At 55.0% G+C, this 19,358-nt stretch carries 13 protein-coding genes; 10 read left to right on the top strand and 3 right to left on the bottom strand.

All coding sequences use genetic code 11. The annotated features are described in order from the left end of the window. Positions 1–53 precede the first annotated feature (53 nt). The gene (locus tag FLT43_RS19350; protein WP_087444037.1) at positions 54–2,297 is read left to right on the top strand and encodes a bifunctional 2',3'-cyclic-nucleotide 2'-phosphodiesterase/3'-nucleotidase; all 2,244 of its coding nucleotides are present in this window, start codon (positions 54–56) and stop codon (positions 2,295–2,297) included. Positions 2,298–2,361: 64 nt separating this feature from the next. Here FLT43_RS19350 and FLT43_RS19355 read toward each other — a convergent pair whose 3' ends face one another. Genes FLT43_RS19355 through FLT43_RS19365 form a run of 3 tightly spaced genes read right to left on the bottom strand, consistent with a single transcriptional unit; the run spans position 2,362 to position 6,122 of the window. After that, a complete protein-coding gene (locus FLT43_RS19355; protein WP_087444036.1) occupies positions 2,362–3,519 on the bottom strand; it encodes a Ger(x)C family spore germination protein in 1,158 nt (385 codons plus the stop codon). Position 3,520: 1 nt separating this feature from the next. Continuing rightward, positions 3,521–4,999 carry a spore germination protein gene (locus tag FLT43_RS19360; protein ID WP_087444035.1) on the bottom strand — a complete coding sequence of 493 codons (1,479 nt, stop codon included), beginning with the start codon at positions 4,997–4,999 and terminating at the stop codon, positions 3,521–3,523. A 16-nt stretch (positions 5,000–5,015) separates the two neighbouring features. Beyond that, positions 5,016–6,122 (bottom strand): GerAB/ArcD/ProY family transporter, encoded by a 1,107-nt coding sequence (locus FLT43_RS19365; protein ID WP_244194315.1) that lies wholly within the window; start codon positions 6,120–6,122, stop codon positions 5,016–5,018. Positions 6,123–6,368: 246 nt separating this feature from the next. On the opposite strand from FLT43_RS19365, the gene FLT43_RS19370 reads away from it, so the two are divergent. The 9 genes from FLT43_RS19370 to FLT43_RS19410 all read left to right on the top strand — a co-directional run bounded on the left by FLT43_RS19370 (position 6,369) and on the right by FLT43_RS19410 (position 19,182). Beyond that, positions 6,369–8,144, top strand: coding sequence for a glycoside hydrolase family 13 protein (locus tag FLT43_RS19370; RefSeq protein WP_087444033.1), 1,776 nt, complete (start codon positions 6,369–6,371; stop codon positions 8,142–8,144). A gap of 531 nt (positions 8,145–8,675) precedes the next feature. Further along, positions 8,676–9,998, top strand: coding sequence for a sugar ABC transporter substrate-binding protein (locus FLT43_RS19375; protein ID WP_244194314.1), 1,323 nt, complete (start codon positions 8,676–8,678; stop codon positions 9,996–9,998). Positions 9,999–10,078: 80 nt separating this feature from the next. Further along, entirely contained in the window at positions 10,079–11,392 is a 1,314-nt protein-coding gene (locus tag FLT43_RS19380; protein WP_087444031.1) for a sugar ABC transporter permease, read from the top strand. Further along, complete coding sequence (locus FLT43_RS19385) at positions 11,389–12,219, top strand: sugar ABC transporter permease (protein WP_087444030.1); 831 nt, start codon at positions 11,389–11,391, stop codon at positions 12,217–12,219. Before FLT43_RS19380 ends, FLT43_RS19385 begins: the two co-directional genes overlap by 4 nt. Positions 12,220–12,275: 56 nt before the next feature. Continuing rightward, a complete protein-coding gene (locus FLT43_RS19390; protein ID WP_087444187.1) occupies positions 12,276–13,910 on the top strand; it encodes an alpha-amylase family glycosyl hydrolase in 1,635 nt (544 codons plus the stop codon). Positions 13,911–14,005: 95 nt separating this feature from the next. Beyond that, a complete protein-coding gene (locus FLT43_RS19395; protein ID WP_087444029.1) occupies positions 14,006–15,028 on the top strand; it encodes a LacI family DNA-binding transcriptional regulator in 1,023 nt (340 codons plus the stop codon). 196 nt (positions 15,029–15,224) lie between these two features. Continuing rightward, entirely contained in the window at positions 15,225–16,874 is a 1,650-nt protein-coding gene (locus FLT43_RS19400; RefSeq protein WP_087444028.1) for a spore germination protein, read from the top strand. Positions 16,875–16,886: 12 nt separating this feature from the next. Beyond that, the gene (locus tag FLT43_RS19405) at positions 16,887–17,987 is read left to right on the top strand and encodes a GerAB/ArcD/ProY family transporter (protein ID WP_115057769.1); all 1,101 of its coding nucleotides are present in this window, start codon (positions 16,887–16,889) and stop codon (positions 17,985–17,987) included. Then, entirely contained in the window at positions 17,968–19,182 is a 1,215-nt protein-coding gene (locus FLT43_RS19410) for a Ger(x)C family spore germination protein (RefSeq protein WP_244194312.1), read from the top strand. The genes FLT43_RS19405 and FLT43_RS19410 overlap by 20 nt, the downstream gene beginning before the upstream one ends. The last annotated feature ends 176 nt before the right edge of the window (positions 19,183–19,358 follow it).

Genomic DNA, 19,358 nt, shown 5'->3' on the forward strand with positions numbered 1-19,358 from the left:
TCGTATCATTTGATTGCCGAAATGGGATTGAAGACAACGGGAGGGTTGCTGGAATGAAGAAATTGAAAGCGTTAACATGTTTTCTTGCCGTCATGCTGCTGAGCAGCACATTCTCCATGGCGGCCTCGGCGGAGGCGCAAGGGGCGAAGCTGAAGCTGCGGCTAATGGAGACGACCGACATTCATACACATATTGTCAATCATGATTACTACCAGGATACGGAGACCGACGAATTCGGCCTGGCGAAGACGGCATCGCTCATTATGAAGGCGCGTCAAGAGGTGACGAACAGCATGCTGTTCGACAACGGCGACCTGATTCAGGGCAATCCGCTGGGGGATTATGCCGCCCAAATCAAGCCGCTTCAGGACGGCCAGGTCCATCCGGTATTCAAAGCGATGAATCTGCTTGAGTACGATGCGGCCGGAATCGGGAATCATGAGTTCAACTATGGTCTGGAGTTCCTCGATCGCAGCTTGAAAGGGTCCGCGTTCCCATACGTGAATGCCAACGTCTATTTCGATGATGGAGACAACAACCCGGATAACGATAAAAACTATTTCAAGCCGTACGAAATTTTGACGAGAACGTTCAAGGATGATGCCGGCCAAGACGCTACGCTGAAAATCGGGGTCATCGGGTTTGTGCCGCCGAAGGTCATGGAGTGGGACAAAGCGAACCTGGAAGGCAAGGTTGTCGTCAAGGACATTATCGAGACTGCGGAGAAATTCGTGCCGAAGATGAAGCAGGAAGGCGCCGATCTCATCGTCGCGATTCCTCACTCCGGCTTCGACAGCAGTCCGCGGAAGGGCAATGATGATAACACGGTCTACTATTTGACCCAGGTCACAGGAATCGACGCAGTTATGTTCGGGCATGACCACAATGTCTTCCCGAGTTCGGACTTCGAGAACATCGAAGGAGTCGATGTGAAGAAAGGAACCATACATGGGACCCCTGCGGTCATGCCGGGATTCTGGGGTGATCATCTTGGCATCATCGATCTGACCTTGGAGAAGTCCGGGGGGAAATGGACGGTCGTCGACAGCCAGTCCGAAGCCCGTCCGATCTACGATAAGGAGAATAAGAAATCGCTTGTCGATGCTGATCAGCGCATTGTGGATGCCGTAAAGGCGGATCACGAAGGCACGATCGAATATGTGCGCCAGCCGATTGGGGAGACGACGGCGCCGATCAACAGCTTCTTCTCCGTCGTGCGCGACGATCCGTCCGTTCAGATCGTCTCTAACGCCCAGAAATGGTATACGGAAAAATATATTCAAGGCACTTCCTATGACGGAATTCCAGTTCTGTCGGCGGCAGCTCCGTTCAAGGCAGGCGGCCGCTGGGGCCCGAGCTATTTCACCGATATTCCGGCAGGCACGCTGGCCGTGAAGAGCGCGGCTGATCTGTATGTGTATCCGAATACGGTGAACGTCGTGCTGCTCAATGGCGATGAAGTCAGAGAATGGCTGGAGCATGCGGCGGGGCAATTCAACCAGATTGTGCCGGGCAAGTCAGGAGAGCAGCCGCTCATCAATGAAGAATTCCCTACCTACCTGTTCGACGTCATCGACGGCGTTACGTATCAGATCGATGTGACGCAGCCGGCCCGCTACAATCGTCAAGGACAACTGGCGGCTCCGGATTCGCACCGGATCGTCAATCTGGAATATAACGGGAAGCCGGTGACGAAGGAGCAGAAGTTCCTGATTGCCACGAACAATTACCGTGCGAGCGGCGGAGGCAACTTCCCGAACCTGGATGGGTCCAATATCGTAATCTCTTCGCCGGATGAGACACGGCAAGTCTTGATCGATTACATCGCGCAGAACGAAAAAATCAATCCGACCGCAGATAATAATTGGTCCTTCGTACCGATTCAAGGGGAGGCCAATGTCACGTTCCGCACGTCTCCGAAGGCTCAAGAGGCAGCGGCTCAAGCTGGAGGCATGCACTTCATCGAACTGGAGAGCGACGGCTTCGCCAAGTTCGCGCTGGATATGTCGGCGGGCGAGGAGCAGCAGGCCGCGCCGGAGAAGCCATCCGCTTCGGACGTCCTTGTTCCGGTACGGGCGAAGGCGGAAGAGCAAGGCATCGACATCGTCTATAACAACAAGACGAAGACGGTCACCTTGACCAAAGGCGATGCAAACGTAATCTATATCTTGAATGCGCTCGAGATTCAGGTGAATGGACAGAAGCAGCCGGTTCAATCGAAGCTGACGGACAATCGGCTGTGGCTGCCGGAGTCGATCCTGCAATCATTGGGCGCGACCGCTCCGGCGGCCAGCTAAGGCGCGCACCGGAAGCAGAACAGACCCTGTCTACATCCGACAGGGTCTTGCTATCTCCGGAAGCTTATTTTGGGTTGACATATTTATATGCTCCACTGTGGTGAATTTCTGCACTGACCTTGATCGAGGCGATGGACTCGGGGGTAAGGCGAATATCTTTTCCGTTGCCGAGCGCTTTCCACAGCGTCAGCTTTTTGCGGTATACCTCGTTTTTCAAGTTATAAATATCAATGCCATCCTCTAATCCCTTCTCGAATGTTTTCCGGATATCCTTTTCGATTTTGTCGTTCAGCATACGGCGGAGCTTCGCAAGCGGCACATTTTCCAGCATTTCATCGAGATGTCCGGACACTTTCAGTTTGATGTGAAAGACGGGCTGATTGTTTTTCATCGATACTTGGATCCGGCTCTTCGGATAATACATCGACAGGACAGCGTCTGGCTTGCGTTTATTGCCGACGACGACGGGCGTGCGCGCCGTTGTCCTTGTCAGCCAGCGCAGGCCCATCAGATCTCTCCATGACAACCATTTTTTATGCTTGCCGTTCACGAGGATATAAGCCCCGTTGAGTAAGTACTGTCCGCTCGGCTTCCCATTCTTGACCCATTGCGTGTCTTGCGTGATCAGGGACGGGAGGATAATGGCAGAGTTGGGCTCTCCCAGCTCCGCCGCCATCTTCTGTAATTGAATCGGGGCGATGAAGGAGCTCTGTTGATACACCTCCTCCGGGTGATGAAGCAGAGATGTGATCGGCGATATATTGAACACATTCGTAACCGACAACAGCTTGTCCAGGGGCTCCTTCGTCCCGAATACCCACGGCGTATACCGGACTTCCCGGTATCTCCGCAGCGCGTCCAACATATGATTGACATTATGCTTCATCGCTCTCTCCGTAATAATAACGGCGGATGTGTGCTCGAACAGGACGCGCAGCGGGGAGGCGTTGTAGATGGCATTAATGGCCATCTCCAACGTGTAGCCCGTCGCGCGTCCAACCCAGATCGGAGCGGGCTCAGCCGATTTGGTCTCTTGCTTGGCGACGTTCATGAAGTCGAGCGATTGCGTGTAGATGACGTATTTCCCGCCCTCGTAGTCGATCCCGATGGCCGCGATATAGTTCATGTCCTGAATATTTTTGGCATCCCAGCAGCCGGGCAGACCGACAAGAATCACTGCCGCGAGCGGGAGGATGATAACCTGTTTCCATCTAGCGTTCATCTCAAGAATCGTCCCCTTTTCTCGTGTTGTCCTGCTCTCTCGTCAGATAAGAGGGACGGTACTTGTCCATATTGAGCGGCACGCGGAGCAGCGCCTTCCACATGTCTCTCCATTGGGGCGGCGATACGGGGGCAAGATACGGAATGCCGTAAGACATTATCGATGATAAATAGAGCAAAATGGTCATTACGGCCAGGAAGAAGCCGAACATGCCCAGCAGCGAGCTGGCCAGCAGCACGCCCAGCCGCAGCACGCTAACCGTTCCGCTCAGAGATTGGTTGATAAGCGTGAATGTTGCGACGGCTGTGACCGCCGCGACGACCAGCGTCGTCGGAGAAGCCAGCCCCGCACGAATCGAGGCGTCTCCCACGATGAGGCCGCCGACAACTGCCAAGGTTTGGCCTACCGCCTTCGGCAAGCGAATGCCGGCTTCACGGAATAATTCGAACATGCCCAGCATGAACAGCAATTCCATCGTCGCCGACAACGGGAGGCCAGTCCGGGTATTCGACACGGTCGCCAGGAGCGGGAACGGAAGCTGCTCCACATTGTAGGCGGTAAGGGCAAGCCAGAAGCCGGGAGTGAAGAGAGAGATGATCAGACCGCTTAAGCGGATGATGCGCTGGAGCACCACGAAGAACACCGGGAAATGGATATCCTCCGGCGACTTCAGCAGCAGCCACAGGCTGGAAGGACCGATAAGCGCCATAGGCGATCCGTCGACGAGAATGACGAATCGGCCTCTGCTTAACGATTCGACCACATAATCGGGGCGTCCGATGTAATCCATCAGCGGGAACATGGAATAATTGGAGTTCAGCATCAATTCACCCAGTTGGGAGCTGCCGACGATGATATCGGTGTCAATCGAGTAGAGCTGCTTCCTTACGGTATCGACCAGATGTGGCCGAATGACATCCTGCATGTAGAGCAGTCCGACCTCGGTCTGCGAGCGCCTGCCGATAATAAACGTTTCGTAGTTCACTGACTGGGTGCGAAGGCGCTTGCGGACGAGCGCCACATTCGTGGCCAGATTCTCCGTAAATCCATCCTTTGGACCTTTGATGGAAACTTCCGTATTGGATTCTTCCGGCTGCCGCTCTGGCCGCTCGCAAATATCGATGAAGTAGACTTCATTGTCGCCATGCACATAGACAAGCAGCTCTCCAGCGAACAGCTTCCGTTCCATCTCTATCAATCCTGCCCCCGGAGGCAAAGGAAGCAGAGGGATGAGCCGGTTGCGGCTCACCGCTTGGGAGACGGAGGAGGCCTCTTGCAGCATGCGATGCAGCGCCGGAACGACAGCCTGGTTCAACTGCTTCATATCGGTGAGCCCGGAGCAGTAGATTAAGGTGATCTGGAACGTCCTTTCCGCTGAACCGAATTCGTAGTTTTCTGACTTGATATCGGAGCATTCCGCGAAATAATCGTGAATGACTTTGAGCGTAAGCGGAGTAGGGGATGACGAATTGGCGCCCATAGTTGCAGCCTCCTTGCTATAAATCTTTGGGGCGCGGCTTCGTGCCGCGCCGGGAACGGAACCAGCTCATCAGGAACAGGAACAGGGACAACAGGAGAAAGATTGCTGTCGTTCCAGGCAAAAAGAAGATTTCGAGAAATTTGAAAAACAGCATATCGTTTAGGTGCAAATTGACGGCAATCAGCAAGGTCACTCCCGAAAATATGCACATGAGCAGCCGGTGGTACAGTGACTTGAGCGGAAGCAGCTCCACGATCAGAAAGACCATGAACGAAATGCGGATAAACGCGCCCGACATCCATTGATAAATGGACAGAAAATCGATATGTTCGATATATTTGCTGACCGTAACCAATCTCCACTGCTCGAATGCCGGGTAACGGATGTTGGCCGCTTCCTTGATGCCGAAATTCGTAATCGAGCCAATAAGCGGCCCTATTGTCAACCCGCATAAAATAAGAGCAAGCACAGCGAGTCCCCGGAAGCGGGGCGTCTTGGAAATCCGGTGCTGGATAAGAAGCAGGAGGAACAGTTCGGCCAAACCCGCTCCGATGTACACCGTTCCGCGAACCACCGGCATATACCCGTGCTCGAACAGCGGGAACATTAAGGAGTAGTCTTTGTATCTGGCATTGGCGAACATGATGAAGTATCCGAACAGGACGACAAACGGAAGCAGGATCCCCGAACAAATGGCAATGGATCGAAGCCCGGCTAGTGCCCCGAAAATACAGAGAAGCAAGAGCGATACCGTAATAAGGAAAAAGGGGGTCTGCGGCAAATACGATGTTTTGGCCCAGTTCGCGGTATCCTTCACCGTGACAAACGCGCTGATCCATAGGTACAGCCCAACAATGGCCGTGACGCACCAGGCAACCGCCGGGCCGAAGGTAGCCTTCATCCAAGGGAACAAGGCCTGCTGTCCCTTGGCCTTCATCAGCCTCTGGAGCAAGGGTATCCAAGCCAGAACGATAAGCGCCAGCATAATAACGCTCAACCATCCGTCACGGCCGGCTTGCTGAAGCATGAGCGGAATAATGATGACATGATTCAGTAAGCCTGTTGACAGCATCATGATGAAGCAAAGCTGCAGATAGGTGATAAACTCAGATCCGCGGTTCATGGAGATCATCCTTTTTGGGTCTGATTGACATCCTTAGAATGAGCAGGCAAGGAAAAAATTAATCATAAAGCGGAAAAAGCTATAGCCAAACCGGACGGTTCCGGCTATAATACAGCTAAATAACTTAAAGGCAATGCTACCGGACAGGTACAACCTCGTGATTTATCGCGCTGGCTGTGCCTTTTTTTGTTGTCCGGCGACGCCTCGGTTATGGCATATTGAGATGATGTACAAGGGAGTGGGCACATGTTAAGGGAAGCGGTGTATCATCGTTCCAAGCAAAATTGGTCGTATGCCTATGATTGCGAGACGATTCATCTCCGGCTCCGCACGAAGCGGGATGATGCCGTCAAGGTGGAAGCGATCGTGGTGGACAAATATGCGTTCAAAGATTCGACAGAGTTCATTCCGATGCATATTTTTGCTTCGGATGCCTTGTTCGATTATTGGGAGGCTGCGTACCGTCCGCCATACCGGCGGCTGCGCTACGCGTTCCGAATTCAGGGCAAGGACGAGCAGGTGTATTTGACGGAACGCGGCTTTTTCGAGGACCTGCCTTGGGATTACTTCGAATCGTTCGAGTATCCGTTCCTCCATCCGCACGATATGTTCGAAGCGCCTGCGTGGGTGAAGGAGGCCGTCTTCTATCAGATTTTCCCGGAGCGGTTCGCGAACGGCGATCCAGCCAACGATCCGGAGAAGACCGAGGAATGGGGCGGGGAACCGAAGCCGGGGAATTTCTTCGGCGGCGACCTGCAAGGGGTTCTGGATCATCTGGATTATTTATCGGAGTTGGGCATTAATGCCATTTACTTCACGCCGGTCTTCGAAGCGACGACGAACCATAAGTATGACACGCGGGATTATTTGAAGGTGGACAGGCATTTCGGCACGAATGAAAAGCTGAAGGAATTGGTCGAGGCGTGCCATGAACGGGGAATCCGGGTTCTGCTGGATGCCGTGTTCAATCATGCCGGCCGGACGTTTCCTCCATTCGTCGATGTGATGGAGAAGGGGAGCGAATCTCCGTACGCGGACTGGTTCTATGTGAAAGACTATCCGCTCCGCGTCGTGGACGGCAAGCCGACCTATGAGACGTTCTCCTTCGAGCCGCTGATGCCGAAGCTCAATACGAGTCATCCAGAGGTGAAGCGGTATTTGCTGGAGGTGGCGAGATATTGGGTAGAGGAGATCGGCATTGACGGCTGGAGGCTGGATGTGGCCAACGAGGTCGATCATCAATTCTGGCGCGAATTCCGGCAAGTCGTCAAGCAAGCAAATCGTGACGCCTATATATTGGGAGAAATATGGCATGATTCGATGGCGTGGCTGCAGGGGGACCAGTTCGATGCCGTCATGAATTACCCGTTCACGGATGCGGTGTTGAACTTCTTCGCCCGGCAGACGACAGATGCCCGCGTATTCGCGGATTCCATCGGGTCGATACTGGCCAGCTATCCGCAGCCAGTGACCGAAGTGTCCTTCAATCTGCTCGACAGCCACGATACGCCGCGCCTGCTGACGCTCTGTGAGAGAGACGTTCGTCCGATGAAGCTGGCGGCGCTGTTCCAGTTCACTTATCCGGGCACGCCTTGCATCTACTATGGAGACGAGATCGGCCTGGAGGGCGGACCGGATCCGGGCTGCCGCAAATGCATGGTATGGGATGAAGCGGAACAAGACCGCGATCTGTTCGCCTTCTATCAGCGCATTATCGCGCTTCGCCGCAAGCATGAGGCGCTCCGCTCCGCGCGCATTCGCTTCCTGCATGCCGAAGCGGATGGAAGGACTCTGATGTATGAATTAACAGGAGCCGATGGCAGCTTCTTAATCGCGATGAATGCAGGCGATGCTCCGGCAGAGCTTCGGCTGGAGACGGGAACGGAAGCAGAGCGTTCATGGTCGCTGGAATATGGAGAAGGCATTCGCATCGATGCCCAGCCAGACATGCTGGAGTTGGCCTTGGATGGCTTCGGTTTTGCGGTCCTTCATATGAAAAGCGATATTGACAATGCTCAATGAAAACGTATATAATGCAACTAAGCCAGACGACAATTTAAGGGCAATGCTTTCGGCAGCTTAGCCGAACAACCCCGGTATTCTCTTTGAAGCTTGATTAAAGAGATACCGGGGTTATTTTGTATAACGATGTGCCAGCGAAGCTATTGCCGGATAAGGGGATGATGCGGACGGCAGGGTGTCTTTTGTCCATTTGTGCAAGCGTTTGAATGAATCGGGTAGTGAGGCCGTCTGATGCGGCGCCGAAGAAGACCCTCCCGGCTCGCGATATGGACAACCGACGAAGCGGACAATGTGCACAAGAAATAAAGCTGTTGTTTTCACAAGGGGATTTTTTCGATTGTATAGGGGGGGTTGCCATTTTCATCAAATGAATAAATGTTCATTTTATCCGATCTTTCATTTTTTTCTTTAAATGGATCTTATTTGGAATTTGAAGGATTCAAGCGAAAAAGAAGAGATAGTACATCGAGGAAGACAAACGTTTGCATTAAAAAGACGTCATCCGAACTAACCAGGGAGAGGGGTATGAACATGAAGGGAAGAAAGCTTGGAAGCATGTTCATCGTAATGGTCATGATGTTGTTGATGATTTCGGCGTGCGGACCGCGGGATAGCGGGGCGCCTGCAGCAGAGGAGCCGGCGGCACAGGGCGAGACCAATGAGACGGCGCCGGGCGGCGAAGCGGCTGGCGACGAGGAGCTTGTTCCTGAGCCGGGAGCGAAGCTGGTCATCTGGGAAGGTCCGGAGCAGATGGAGTTCCTGGAGACGATGGCCCAGGAGTTCACGGCGAAGTATGACATTCCGGTCGAGATACAGGAGATCGGATCCGGCGAGCAGATGGCCAAGGTGAAGACAGACGGGCCGGCCGGGCTTGGCGCTGATATTATGGTGATGCCGCATGATCATTTGGGGGAGGCGGTAGCTGCGGGTCTCGTCATGCCGAATGATTTCTATGCGGAAGATACGATGAACAATTTCGCGCCGGCTGCTGTGGAAGCGGTATCATTGGACGGTATCATCTACGGCTATCCGCGCAATATGGAGACGTACTTGCTGTATTACAACAAAGACTTAGTGAAGGAAGAAGAGCTGGCCTCATGGGACAGCATCATCGCTTTTGCGAAAAAATACAACGATGCGAAGAACAATAAATTCGGGTTCTTGTATGAAGTCAATAACTTCTACTACAACTATGCCTTTATGGCCGGCAACGGCGCTTATGTCTTCGGCAAGAACGGCACCGATCCGGCCGATATCGGCCTGGCGACGCCGGAAGCGATAGAAGCGTTCCAATTTTTCCAGAGCTTGAACGAAGCGATTCCGATCAAGGCAGCGGACGCGAGCGGAGATGTCAAAACAAGTCTGTTCCAGACCGGCAAGCTGCCGATCAATATGGACGGCATCTGGCAGCTGAGCAACTTCACGAAGGAGAAGCTCGGCTTCGAGGTCGGCGCAGTGCCGATGCCGGCGATGCCGAACGGCAAGGCGCCGAAGCCGTTCCTGGGGGTCAAAGCCTACTTCGTGAGCACCTTCTCCGAATATCCGAATGCGGCGAAGCTGTTCATCCATCATGTCACCTCTCAGGAAGCGATGGTGAAGAACTACGAGCTGTCAGGCATTATCCCGGCGCGCAACGGCATGGAGAACGAGCCGGCCATCCAGGCGAATCCGAACGCGCTGGCGTTCCTGGAGCAGTTCAAACACGTGGAGGCGATGCCGTACATTATTGAAATGCGTTCTGTGTGGGGACCGCTGACCGCCACGCTGGAGCCGATCTGGGATGGCGGCAACGTAGAGGCCATTCTAAAAAAAGCGGTGGAGGACGTCAAAACCGCGATTGCCCAACAGGGCTGATAAGATCGGTCATCACTTCGAGCGCCGTCACCTCCCCTTTGCGGGCAGGTGACGGTCTCATTCATCGGGGGGATTGAATCATGAACAGACACCGCGGCATCGCCGCCGTGCTATCCGCCGTTATTATGGGCGCTGGTCAGATCTACAATCGGCAGTTGGGTAAAGGCCTCGTTCTCCTGGCCATGTATGCCGGAGGCTTGTATTTCGCCGTTATGAATCTCGGGCATGCATTATGGGGTCTGGCTACGCTTGGGGAACGGAAGCAGGAGCTGAAGCTGGTCGGCAAAGTGTATCAACGGGTTGCCGGCGATCACTCGATCTTTCTGCTGATTGAGGGACTCATTATCGTATTCGTCGTCATCGTCTTCATCATGCTCTATATTTACAACATTCGGGATGCCTACCGGAACGGGGCCCTGAGGGAAGCCGGCGGACGCCCGCATACGTTCGTGGAATCGTTGAAGCATGTGTTCGAGAAAAATTTTGCGCAGCTGATTTTGTTCCCGCCGCTCTTGTTCGTGTTTTTCTTCAGCGTGCTGCCGCTTATATTCAATATCTTGATTGCCTTCACGAACTATTCTTCGCCGAAAAATCTGCCCCCCGCGAATCTGGTGGATTGGGTCGGGTTATCGACCTTCAAAGATTTGTTCGCGCTCAGCGCCTGGGCCAAAACGTTCTACGGCGTCTTCTCCTGGACGGTCGTATGGGCCATTCTGTCCACCGTGACGACGTTCTTCGGCGGCTTCGCGGTCGCCTTGCTCGTGCAGCAGCCAATTACGCGCTTCAAGGCGATGTGGCGCACGCTGTATATGCTGCCGTTCGCGATTCCGGGCTTCGTCTCCCTGCTCATTATGCGTAATATGTTCAACGCGCAGTTCGGGCCGGTGAACCAGTATTTGCGCTGGCTCGGGCTGGAGGGCCCGAATTGGCTCTCTGATCCGGTCTGGGCGAAGGTGACGATTCTGCTCGTCAATCTATGGCTCGGGTTCCCGGTGTCCATGCTGCTCATCATCGGGATACTGACGACGATTCCGCGGGATTTGTACGAGGCGGCCGAAGTCGACGGGGCATCGCCGTTCCAGAAGTTCCGCAAGATTACGTTCCCGAGCGTCATGTTCTCGCTTGCGCCGATTCTGATCGGCCAGTTCGCCGGGAACTTCAACAACTTCAATGTCATCTATTTGATGACGAACGGGCGGCCGGCCAATAGCGACTACCAATTTGCCGGCGAGACGGATATTTTGATTACATGGCTGTACAATTTGTCGATTAACAACGGCAAGTACAATTTCGCTGCGGTCGTCAGCATTATCATCTTTGTCATTCTCGCTACGATCTCATTGTGGAATTTCCGGCGCACGCGCTCGTTCCGAGAGGAGGATGTTTACCGATGAACCGATGGAGAAAAAAGACTTGGTCCGTCATTACCCATATCCTGCTTGTGCTTATCGCCCTGTTCGCCCTGTATCCGGCAATTTGGGTGATTCTGTCCTCCTTCCGGCCAGGGACATCCTTGTTCAGCGAGTCGCTGATCCCGGATCGGTTCACGCTCGAGCATTACCGTCAGCTGTTCATTAAGTTCCCGTTCGCCGACTGGTACGTTAACACGATCAAAATCGCCGTCGTCTCGATGGTCTTCAGCACCTTGTTCGTCCTGTTGACGGGGTATGCCTTCTCGCGCTTCCGCTTCTACGGACGCAAAGGAATCATGAGCTTTCTGTTCATACTCGGCATGTTCCCTTCCTTCATGAGCATGATTGCCGTGTACATTTTACTGCTGAACATGAACCTGCTGAACAAGCACTCGGCCTTGATGCTCGTCTACTCAGCAGGCGCAGCGATGGGGTATTTGCTGGTCAAGGGCTACTTCGACACGATTCCCAAAAGCTTGGAAGAAGCGGCGCGGATCGATGGAGCGAACCATCTTACCGTGTTCTTCCGCATCTTCCTGCCCTTGTCGCGCCCGCTGATCGTCTTCCTCAGCGTGACCTCGTTCGCTGGCGCCTTCAATGACTTCATCTTCGCGCAGATGGTGCTGCGCACGAAGGAGAAGCAGACGCTGGCAGTCGGACTGTACAGCATGGTCAGCGATCAGTTCGCGACGCAGTTCACCATCTTCGCCGCGGGCTGCGTGCTCGTCGCGCTGCCGATCACGATCCTGTTCATGTCGATGCAGCGTTTCCTGGTCGAAGGTCTGACGGCGGGAGCGGATAAGGGATGAGGACATGGAACACCTCATGCCGGAATCGGCAGGGTACGGCCGTCTTCATCCGGCGGATGCTGGGCGCCTTGGCTGCGTTCTGTCTGGCGGCGGTGTTAGCCGCGGGATGCGCGTCTACCGAGCCGGGACCGGGACCTGCTCCGACGGATAGCGCGGCGGGCCAACGGGCGGACAGCGCAGCAGGCGCAGCCGCCTTTGCCCTGGACCGCGCTCAGCCGGCGATGGGGAAGAGCCGGGGCGTCTATTACGAGATCTTCGTCCGCTCCTTCCACGATTCGGACGGTGACGGCATCGGCGATCTGCGCGGTGTGATCGAACGGCTCGATTATTTGCAGGATCTCGGCATTAAGGGCATCTGGCTGATGCCGATCCATCCGTCACCGAGCTATCACGGATATGATGTCACGGACTACTATGAGGTGAATCCGGAATACGGGACGCTGGATGATTTCCGGGCGTTGACGGAAGCGGCGCATGAGCGCGGCATCGAAGTCATTATCGATCTGGTCGTGAACCATTCGAGCAGCGAGCACCCGTGGTTCAAGTCCGCACTTGGGGACAAGAACAGCCCGTACCGGGAGTGGTATATTTTTGCCGACGGCACCCGCCCGGAGGAATCCCAATTGGGGGCCTGGGGACAGCAGGCATGGCACGGAACGGGCGCCAACAAATATGTCGGGGTTTTCTGGGAAGGAATGCCGGATCTGAATCTGGATCATCCCGCTGTGCGCGCCGAGATGATCAAGATCGGACAATTCTGGCTGAAGCAGGGCGCGGACGGATTCCGTCTCGATGCGGCGAAGCATATCTATGAGGACTTCCAATCGTCTGTCAACAATCCGGACGTGGTGAAGAAGAACCAGGCCTGGTGGCAGGAATTCCGCCGCGGTCTCAATGAGATCAATCCCGATGCATATCTGATCGGGGAGATATGGGATTCCGCGAGCGTCGTCGGGCCATATCTGAATCACGCGCTCGATTCGGGATTCAACTTCGATCTGGCGAAGATGCTGGTCAACGCCGCCAAGCTGGAGCGCGCCTCCACGATCCCGTCAGTGCTAAGCAAGACATACTCCTTCTTCAGCAAGCAATCGGACGGCGCCTTCGTCGACGCCCCGTTCCTGACCAATCATGATCAGAACCGGGTGATGAGCGAACTGGACGGCCATGGGGAACGGGCGAAGATGGCGGCCTCGCTCTTATTAACGATGCCGGGCACTCCATACATCTATTATGGAGAAGAGATCGGGATGCGCGGAGTGAAGCCGGATGAGCAGATTCGCGAGCCGATGCTCTGGTCTTCGGACAGCAAGGCCGCGGGACAGACCCGATGGCAGCCGCCGAAGCATGCGGATGGCGTCGTGCCGGTCGAGGAGCAGCTGAAGGATCCGTCCTCGCTGCTGCGGCATTATCAGACAATGATCGCGTGGCGCAACGAGGAACCGCTGTTGGCCGATGGGGCGATCCTGCCGTATGCAGGCGTGCCGAATGAAGTGCTGGCCTTCATTCGGCTGAATGAGAACGATCAAGTGCTCGTCCTTCATAACTTGTCCGTCCGTGAGCAGACCGTCGACCTCGGTGCCCGCCCGGATCTGCCGTTCGGGGAGATGGTCCGGTCGACGAAGGAGATGGCGGCGCTGCGCGACGGCGTCGTGACGCTGCCGCCTTATAGCTCCGTGCTGTTGAAGTAGAGGGGGCATGGTCTGGGCAGGGAGGAACATGTCTTATTTCTTATAATGGTTTACGATAATATCAAGATAGATACAAGACGAAGGAGGAAGCAGTTATGTCCGTAACAATCATCGATGTCGCCAAGCAAGCGGGAGTCTCTCCTTCGACGGTATCGCGAGTATTATCCAACCACCCCCGTATCAGTGCCAAAACGGCACAGCGGGTGCGCGAAGTGATGGCTGATCTCGGCTATCATCCGAACGTGATGGCGAAGAGCCTGGTCTCCAAAGTAAGCAATACGATCGCCGTGCTGCTTCACCGGCCGGCGGAGGAATTATTTCTGAACCTGTTCTTCTCCGAAGTGATGCGCGGCTTGGTCACGCAAGCGAGCCGCGCGGGCTTCGATCTGCTGATGACGACGGGAGCGACGGAGCAGGAGGAGCTTGAAGCCATAACCCGGCTGGTCAAGGGCAAGCGGGTTGACGGGGTCATCCTGCTCTATTCCCGGCGCAACGACCCGATCGTGTCGTTCCTGGAGGAGCTGCAATTTCCATTCGTCCTTATCGGGCGGAGCGAGGAGCACCCGGATATTTTGTCCGTCAATAATGATAATGTGCAGGCCGCCTATGACGCGACCCGCCATCTAATCGATCAGGGGCACCGCCGCATCGGCTTCGTAAGCGGTCCTTCCAATCTGATGATTTCGAAGGATCGGATGGCAGGATATCAAGCCGCGCTTAAGGAGGCGGGCATGGAAGGCCGGCCGGAATGGATTGTGGAAGGCGAGTTCCTGCAGGAGAGCGGTTACCGGGCCATGTCGTTCTTCATGAGCCTGCCGGAGCGCCCAACCGCTCTGGTCGCTATCGACGATGTGGTCGCCTTCGGCGTGCTGCGGGGGTTGATGGAGCTTGGCTACCGCGTGCCGGATGATCTGAGCCTCGTCAGCTTCAACAATATCCCGCTGTCCGAGCTGGCGACGCCGCCGATTACCTCGGTAGATATCGGCATCTACCAGTTAGGCTATACTGCATCCCAGACGCTTATCCGGTCGATCAAGGGCGAACCGATGCAGCAGCGGCTCATCATTCCCCATCGGTTGATTGTGCGCGAATCCTCTTTGCGGATGATTAAGGAATAAGAGCCGCTCCGGGCTGGATTCGGCATGGGACACATCCAAGCGAATTCGGCTATTACCACATTATAGCTTGCATGGAAGGCTGACAACGGCATAGTGCCGGTGTCGGCTTTTTTGGCATGGGAGAGGGACGGATTCCGCCCGCGCCGGATGAATAGGATGATTAGCAACGATGCATAGTACTGACAGGTGATCATGAATGTGGAATGCGATAGTGTCCTATTTTCCAAGCTGGGAAATATGGCTGCAGGCCGTAATCGGGCTGTGCGTGCCCTATGGAATCTCCCTGGCCGTAAGCAAGAGCAGGCATCCGAATCGGGATCAATCAGAGCAGGAGGACGGAATAACAGACCAGCCTGCACAGTTTGCCGGGGATCTGCGTGCCGATATGGCGCTGGTTCAGAATCAATTCAGTCATCAGAGCGATGTTTCCATGCGCGCATTTTGTCTCGGCAAGACAAGCCAGCAGGCGGCGGTTTTTTTCGTCAACGGCATTTCTGATAAGGATTTAATTGAAACTCATATATTGAAATCGCTCATGGGCGATTTGGCGCAGATGGAGAGCGGATCGGAAGCCTCCGGCCCGCCGTACTCCAAGACCTTTATTGTGGAGCATGTGCTGGCAGTCAGTACGGTGAAGGAAGCAGACACCTTGGACCAGGCCGCCTCCGAGCTGCTGCGGGGCAATACCGTGCTGCTGATCGAACATTATCCGGGCGCCCTCATTCTGTCGACGAAAAAAGAAATTACGCGGGGCATAGAGGAGCCGCCGTCCGAATTAATGGTGCGGGGACCCCGTCTTGGCTTCAATGAGAGTATTGACGAGAATTCCGCTCTGCTGCGGCAGCATGGCGACAACGAGAATCTGGTTCTTGCCCGGATCCGCGTCGGCAAGCGAATTCAGAAGGACCTGCTAATCACCTATATTTCCGATATTGCCGATCCCGATCTTGTGCGCGAGGTGATGGCAAGAATCAAGCGTCTGGATATGGGTGATATTCAGGATACCGGCTATATCGAGCAGATCGTGGAGGACAACTTCCTGTCTCCGTTCCCGCAGGTGCAGAGCACGGAGCGGGTTGACCGCGTGCTCGCCGCCCTGCTGGAAGGGCGTGTGGCGCTTATGTTGGACGGAACCCCGTTCGCCCTCATCGTCCCGGTCACCTTCCATATGCTGCTGCAGAGCCCGGAGGATTATTATGAACGCTGGATGCCCGCCACGCTGCTTCGCATCCTTCGTTATTTCGCGGCATTCATTTCAATGTTCGCTCCATCGTTATATATTTCCTTCATCTCCTTCCACCAGGGCTTGATTCCGACGAAGCTCGCGCTGTCCATTGCCGAGACGCGGTCGGGGGTGCCGTTCCCGGCGCTGATCGAAGCATTGATAATGGAAGTGGCCTTGGAAATCTTGCGGGAAGCCGGTCTCAGGCTGCCGAAGCCGATCGGCCAGACGATCGGCATTGTCGGCGGCCTGGTCATTGGCGAAGCAGCAGTCCGAGCCGGCATCATCAGCCCGATTATGATTATCGTCGTTGGCCTTACCGCGATATCCTCCTTTGCGATCCCGCAGTACAACGCCGGCATCACATTGAGGATGCTTCGCTTCGCGGCCATGTTCTTCGCCGCCGTCTTCGGCCTGTATGGCGTCGTGCTGTTCTTCCTGGCGCTGTGCAGCCATATGGTGAAGCTGAAGAGCTTCGGCATCCCTTATGTGAGCCCTGCGGCGCCCTATCAGATTCAAGATTGGAAGGACTTTCTCGTGCGGGCGCCGCTGCGGTGGATGACCCGCCGGCCGAAGATGTTGCACGTCTTGGATAAGAAACGCAAAAAGCAGCAGGAGGAATGAAGAAACGTGGAGATGGGCAGAGAGCAGGGCATCACGACGCGGCAAGCGGCCGTGTTCATCGTGAACTTTATACTTGGGGTCGGCATCTTGATGCTGCCCCGGACGGCGGCAGAGAAGGTGCAGACACCGGATATTTGGCTCTCCGTTATTATCGGCGGCTTGCTGGCGATGCTGGCCGGCATCATTATTGTCAAGCTCGGACAGTATTACCCGGGCAAGACCTTCTATGAATACAGCGAATTGATTATCGGGAAATGGCTCTCCCAAGTCATCAATCTTATTGTCATCGCCTATTTCATCGCTACAGCCGGAAATGTCGTGCGTTCGCTGGCCGAAGTGACGGAATTGTTCCTGCTGGATGGAACCCCGCGGTGGGCGATCATGCTGTCCTTCCTGTGGGTCGGACTGTACCTGATTCTTGGCGGCCTCTTCGCTATTGGCCGATTGTTCGAGATCATTTTTCCAATTACGGTCATAATCTTTGTGTTCACCGCCGCCATGAGCTTCAAAGTATTCGATATCGACAATTTGCGCCCAGTGCTTGGCTCTGGCCTCACGCCCGTACTGAAGGGCGTCAGGACAACGGGACTGTCCTTCACCGGGTATGAGATTATGCTCATTTTGCAGGCTTATATGCTTCGTCCTCGGCAAGCGGCCAGAGCGGTGGTGTTCGGGGTGTCCATTCCGATTCTCTTCTATGTAACGACGGTCGTGATGGTGATCGGGGCGTTGTCGGTAGAAGGCGCTGTAACCCGCGCGTGGCCCACGATTACATTAATCCGGAGCTTTGATTTTCCGGGTGTTTTTTTCGAACGGTATGAATCGCTGTTGCTCGTCATCTGGATTATGCAAATTTTTGCAACGTATGTCATTACGCATTATGCAGCGGCTCAGGGGGTGGCGACCATGCTAAAAAAAGAGATTGGCCCGATACAGTATGTCATGCTCCCGATCGTGTTCATTGTCGCCATGCTGCCGAAAAATATTGACGATCTGTTCCGGTTCGCCGGCAATATCGGGAATGCCGGAATCGTGCTGTTCGGCGTGCTGCCCGCCGTCCTGCTCGGGATCGTGAAGCTGCGGGGTGGGAAGCGTGAGCTGGACACGACATAGTTGGAAGACCTCGCTGTCATGTGCGATGATTGCGCTGCTCGTCCTGACGGCCGGCTGCTGGAGCGCAAAGGAGATCGAGGAGTTGGGAATGGCGGTCGCAACCGCAGTGGATGTGGGCGAGGAGACGATGCTGCAGCAGGGTCTGGAGCAAAAAGGCGGCGATTATCCGAAGAAGAACGTGCTGATGATGACCTTTCAGGTCGTCGATCCCGGCTACAGCACGGGCGCGGGGACAGGCTCCTCCAGCAAGCAGAAAAATTACACCAATATCTCAATAACGGGAGACTCGCTTTTTGAGATGACGCGGGAAATCGTATTGAGCCGCGCCCGTCCGATTTTCGGCCAGCATCATAAGGTCATCGTGATCAGCGATAAGATGGCGCGGACTTACAGCCTTCATAGGCTGCTGGACTTTTTCCTGCGGGAGCAGAAGTTCCGGCCGAGCTGCCTCCTCTTCATCAGCAAGGGAGAGGCCCGCAAGACGCTAGAGCTCAAAGACAAAACGGATTTCCCGGCCATGCGGCTGAACGGCATCACTAACAACCGGGACCGTAGCAGCCGGCTGCTGCCACCGGTGTCGTTGACGAAGGTCATCCCCAAGATGAATACGTCGTCCAGCTTCCTGCTGCAGAATGTCGCTGCGGCGGAAGGGGAAGTCAAGCTAGCCGGGGCGGCGGTCATCTATGGCAAGACGGGCAAGCTGATCGGATTTCTTGATGAGGAGGAACTGGAGGCCGTTAACTGGCTCACCGGGAAAGTAAAAGGAGGAATCCTCAAGTCTCATGACAAGCGGACTGGAGAGGTTATCGCCTACGAAATTATGTCGCTCAAGAGCCATATCCGTTCTCGCATCGACAAGGGCAAGATTGCATTCGATATTCAGATCGAATCTGAAGGCCGGCTTGGCGAACAGTGGTCTGGCGAAGGCAACAATTTCGACCCCCGGTATCTTCATCAGGTCGAGGCGGATACGGCCGGGCAGATGAAGAGGCGAATCGGCGAGATGCTGCACAAGGTGCAGAAGGAGTACCGGGCCGACGTTCTCGGCCTGGGCGATTATGTCCGCATTCATTATCCTCGCATGTGGGTAAAGTGGAAGCAGGATTGGGATGACATCTTCGCGGATGCCGACATCCGGTACAATCTGAAGCTGGAGGTAAAGGAGTTCGGCACGACGAGCATCCAGGCAAAGTAATGGATAGGGCAGCGTGGCGCAAGAGGGCGGTCCGGGATGTTCCCGCGCCCTCTTTTTTGGCGTGGCCTCCGGGTGCTCCCTTCGATTCGGGGATATTCCCCTTGCGCTTCACAGGCCGGTTTTTACTCTCTTTTCTTCTATCTTTCGTTGATTTTGTGTAAACTGAAAGGATACAG

It is taken from the genome of Paenibacillus thiaminolyticus, from assembly GCF_007066085.1.
Classification (GTDB): domain Bacteria; phylum Bacillota; class Bacilli; order Paenibacillales; family Paenibacillaceae; genus Paenibacillus_B; species Paenibacillus_B thiaminolyticus.

Coding starts and splice junctions, on each gene's coding strand:
- FLT43_RS19350 (WP_087444037.1), top strand. CDS start 54: ATGAAGAAATTGAAAGCGTTAACATGTTTTCTTGCCGTCATGCTGCTG.
- FLT43_RS19355 (WP_087444036.1), bottom strand. CDS start 3,519: ATGAACGCTAGATGGAAACAGGTTATCATCCTCCCGCTCGCGGCAGTG.
- FLT43_RS19360 (WP_087444035.1), bottom strand. CDS start 4,999: ATGGGCGCCAATTCGTCATCCCCTACTCCGCTTACGCTCAAAGTCATT.
- FLT43_RS19365 (WP_244194315.1), bottom strand. CDS start 6,122: ATGAACCGCGGATCTGAGTTTATCACCTATCTGCAGCTTTGCTTCATC.
- FLT43_RS19370 (WP_087444033.1), top strand. CDS start 6,369: ATGTTAAGGGAAGCGGTGTATCATCGTTCCAAGCAAAATTGGTCGTAT.
- FLT43_RS19375 (WP_244194314.1), top strand. CDS start 8,676: ATGAAGGGAAGAAAGCTTGGAAGCATGTTCATCGTAATGGTCATGATG.
- FLT43_RS19380 (WP_087444031.1), top strand. CDS start 10,079: ATGAACAGACACCGCGGCATCGCCGCCGTGCTATCCGCCGTTATTATG.
- FLT43_RS19385 (WP_087444030.1), top strand. CDS start 11,389: ATGAACCGATGGAGAAAAAAGACTTGGTCCGTCATTACCCATATCCTG.
- FLT43_RS19390 (WP_087444187.1), top strand. CDS start 12,276: ATGCTGGGCGCCTTGGCTGCGTTCTGTCTGGCGGCGGTGTTAGCCGCG.
- FLT43_RS19395 (WP_087444029.1), top strand. CDS start 14,006: ATGTCCGTAACAATCATCGATGTCGCCAAGCAAGCGGGAGTCTCTCCT.
- FLT43_RS19400 (WP_087444028.1), top strand. CDS start 15,225: ATGTGGAATGCGATAGTGTCCTATTTTCCAAGCTGGGAAATATGGCTG.
- FLT43_RS19405 (WP_115057769.1), top strand. CDS start 16,887: ATGGGCAGAGAGCAGGGCATCACGACGCGGCAAGCGGCCGTGTTCATC.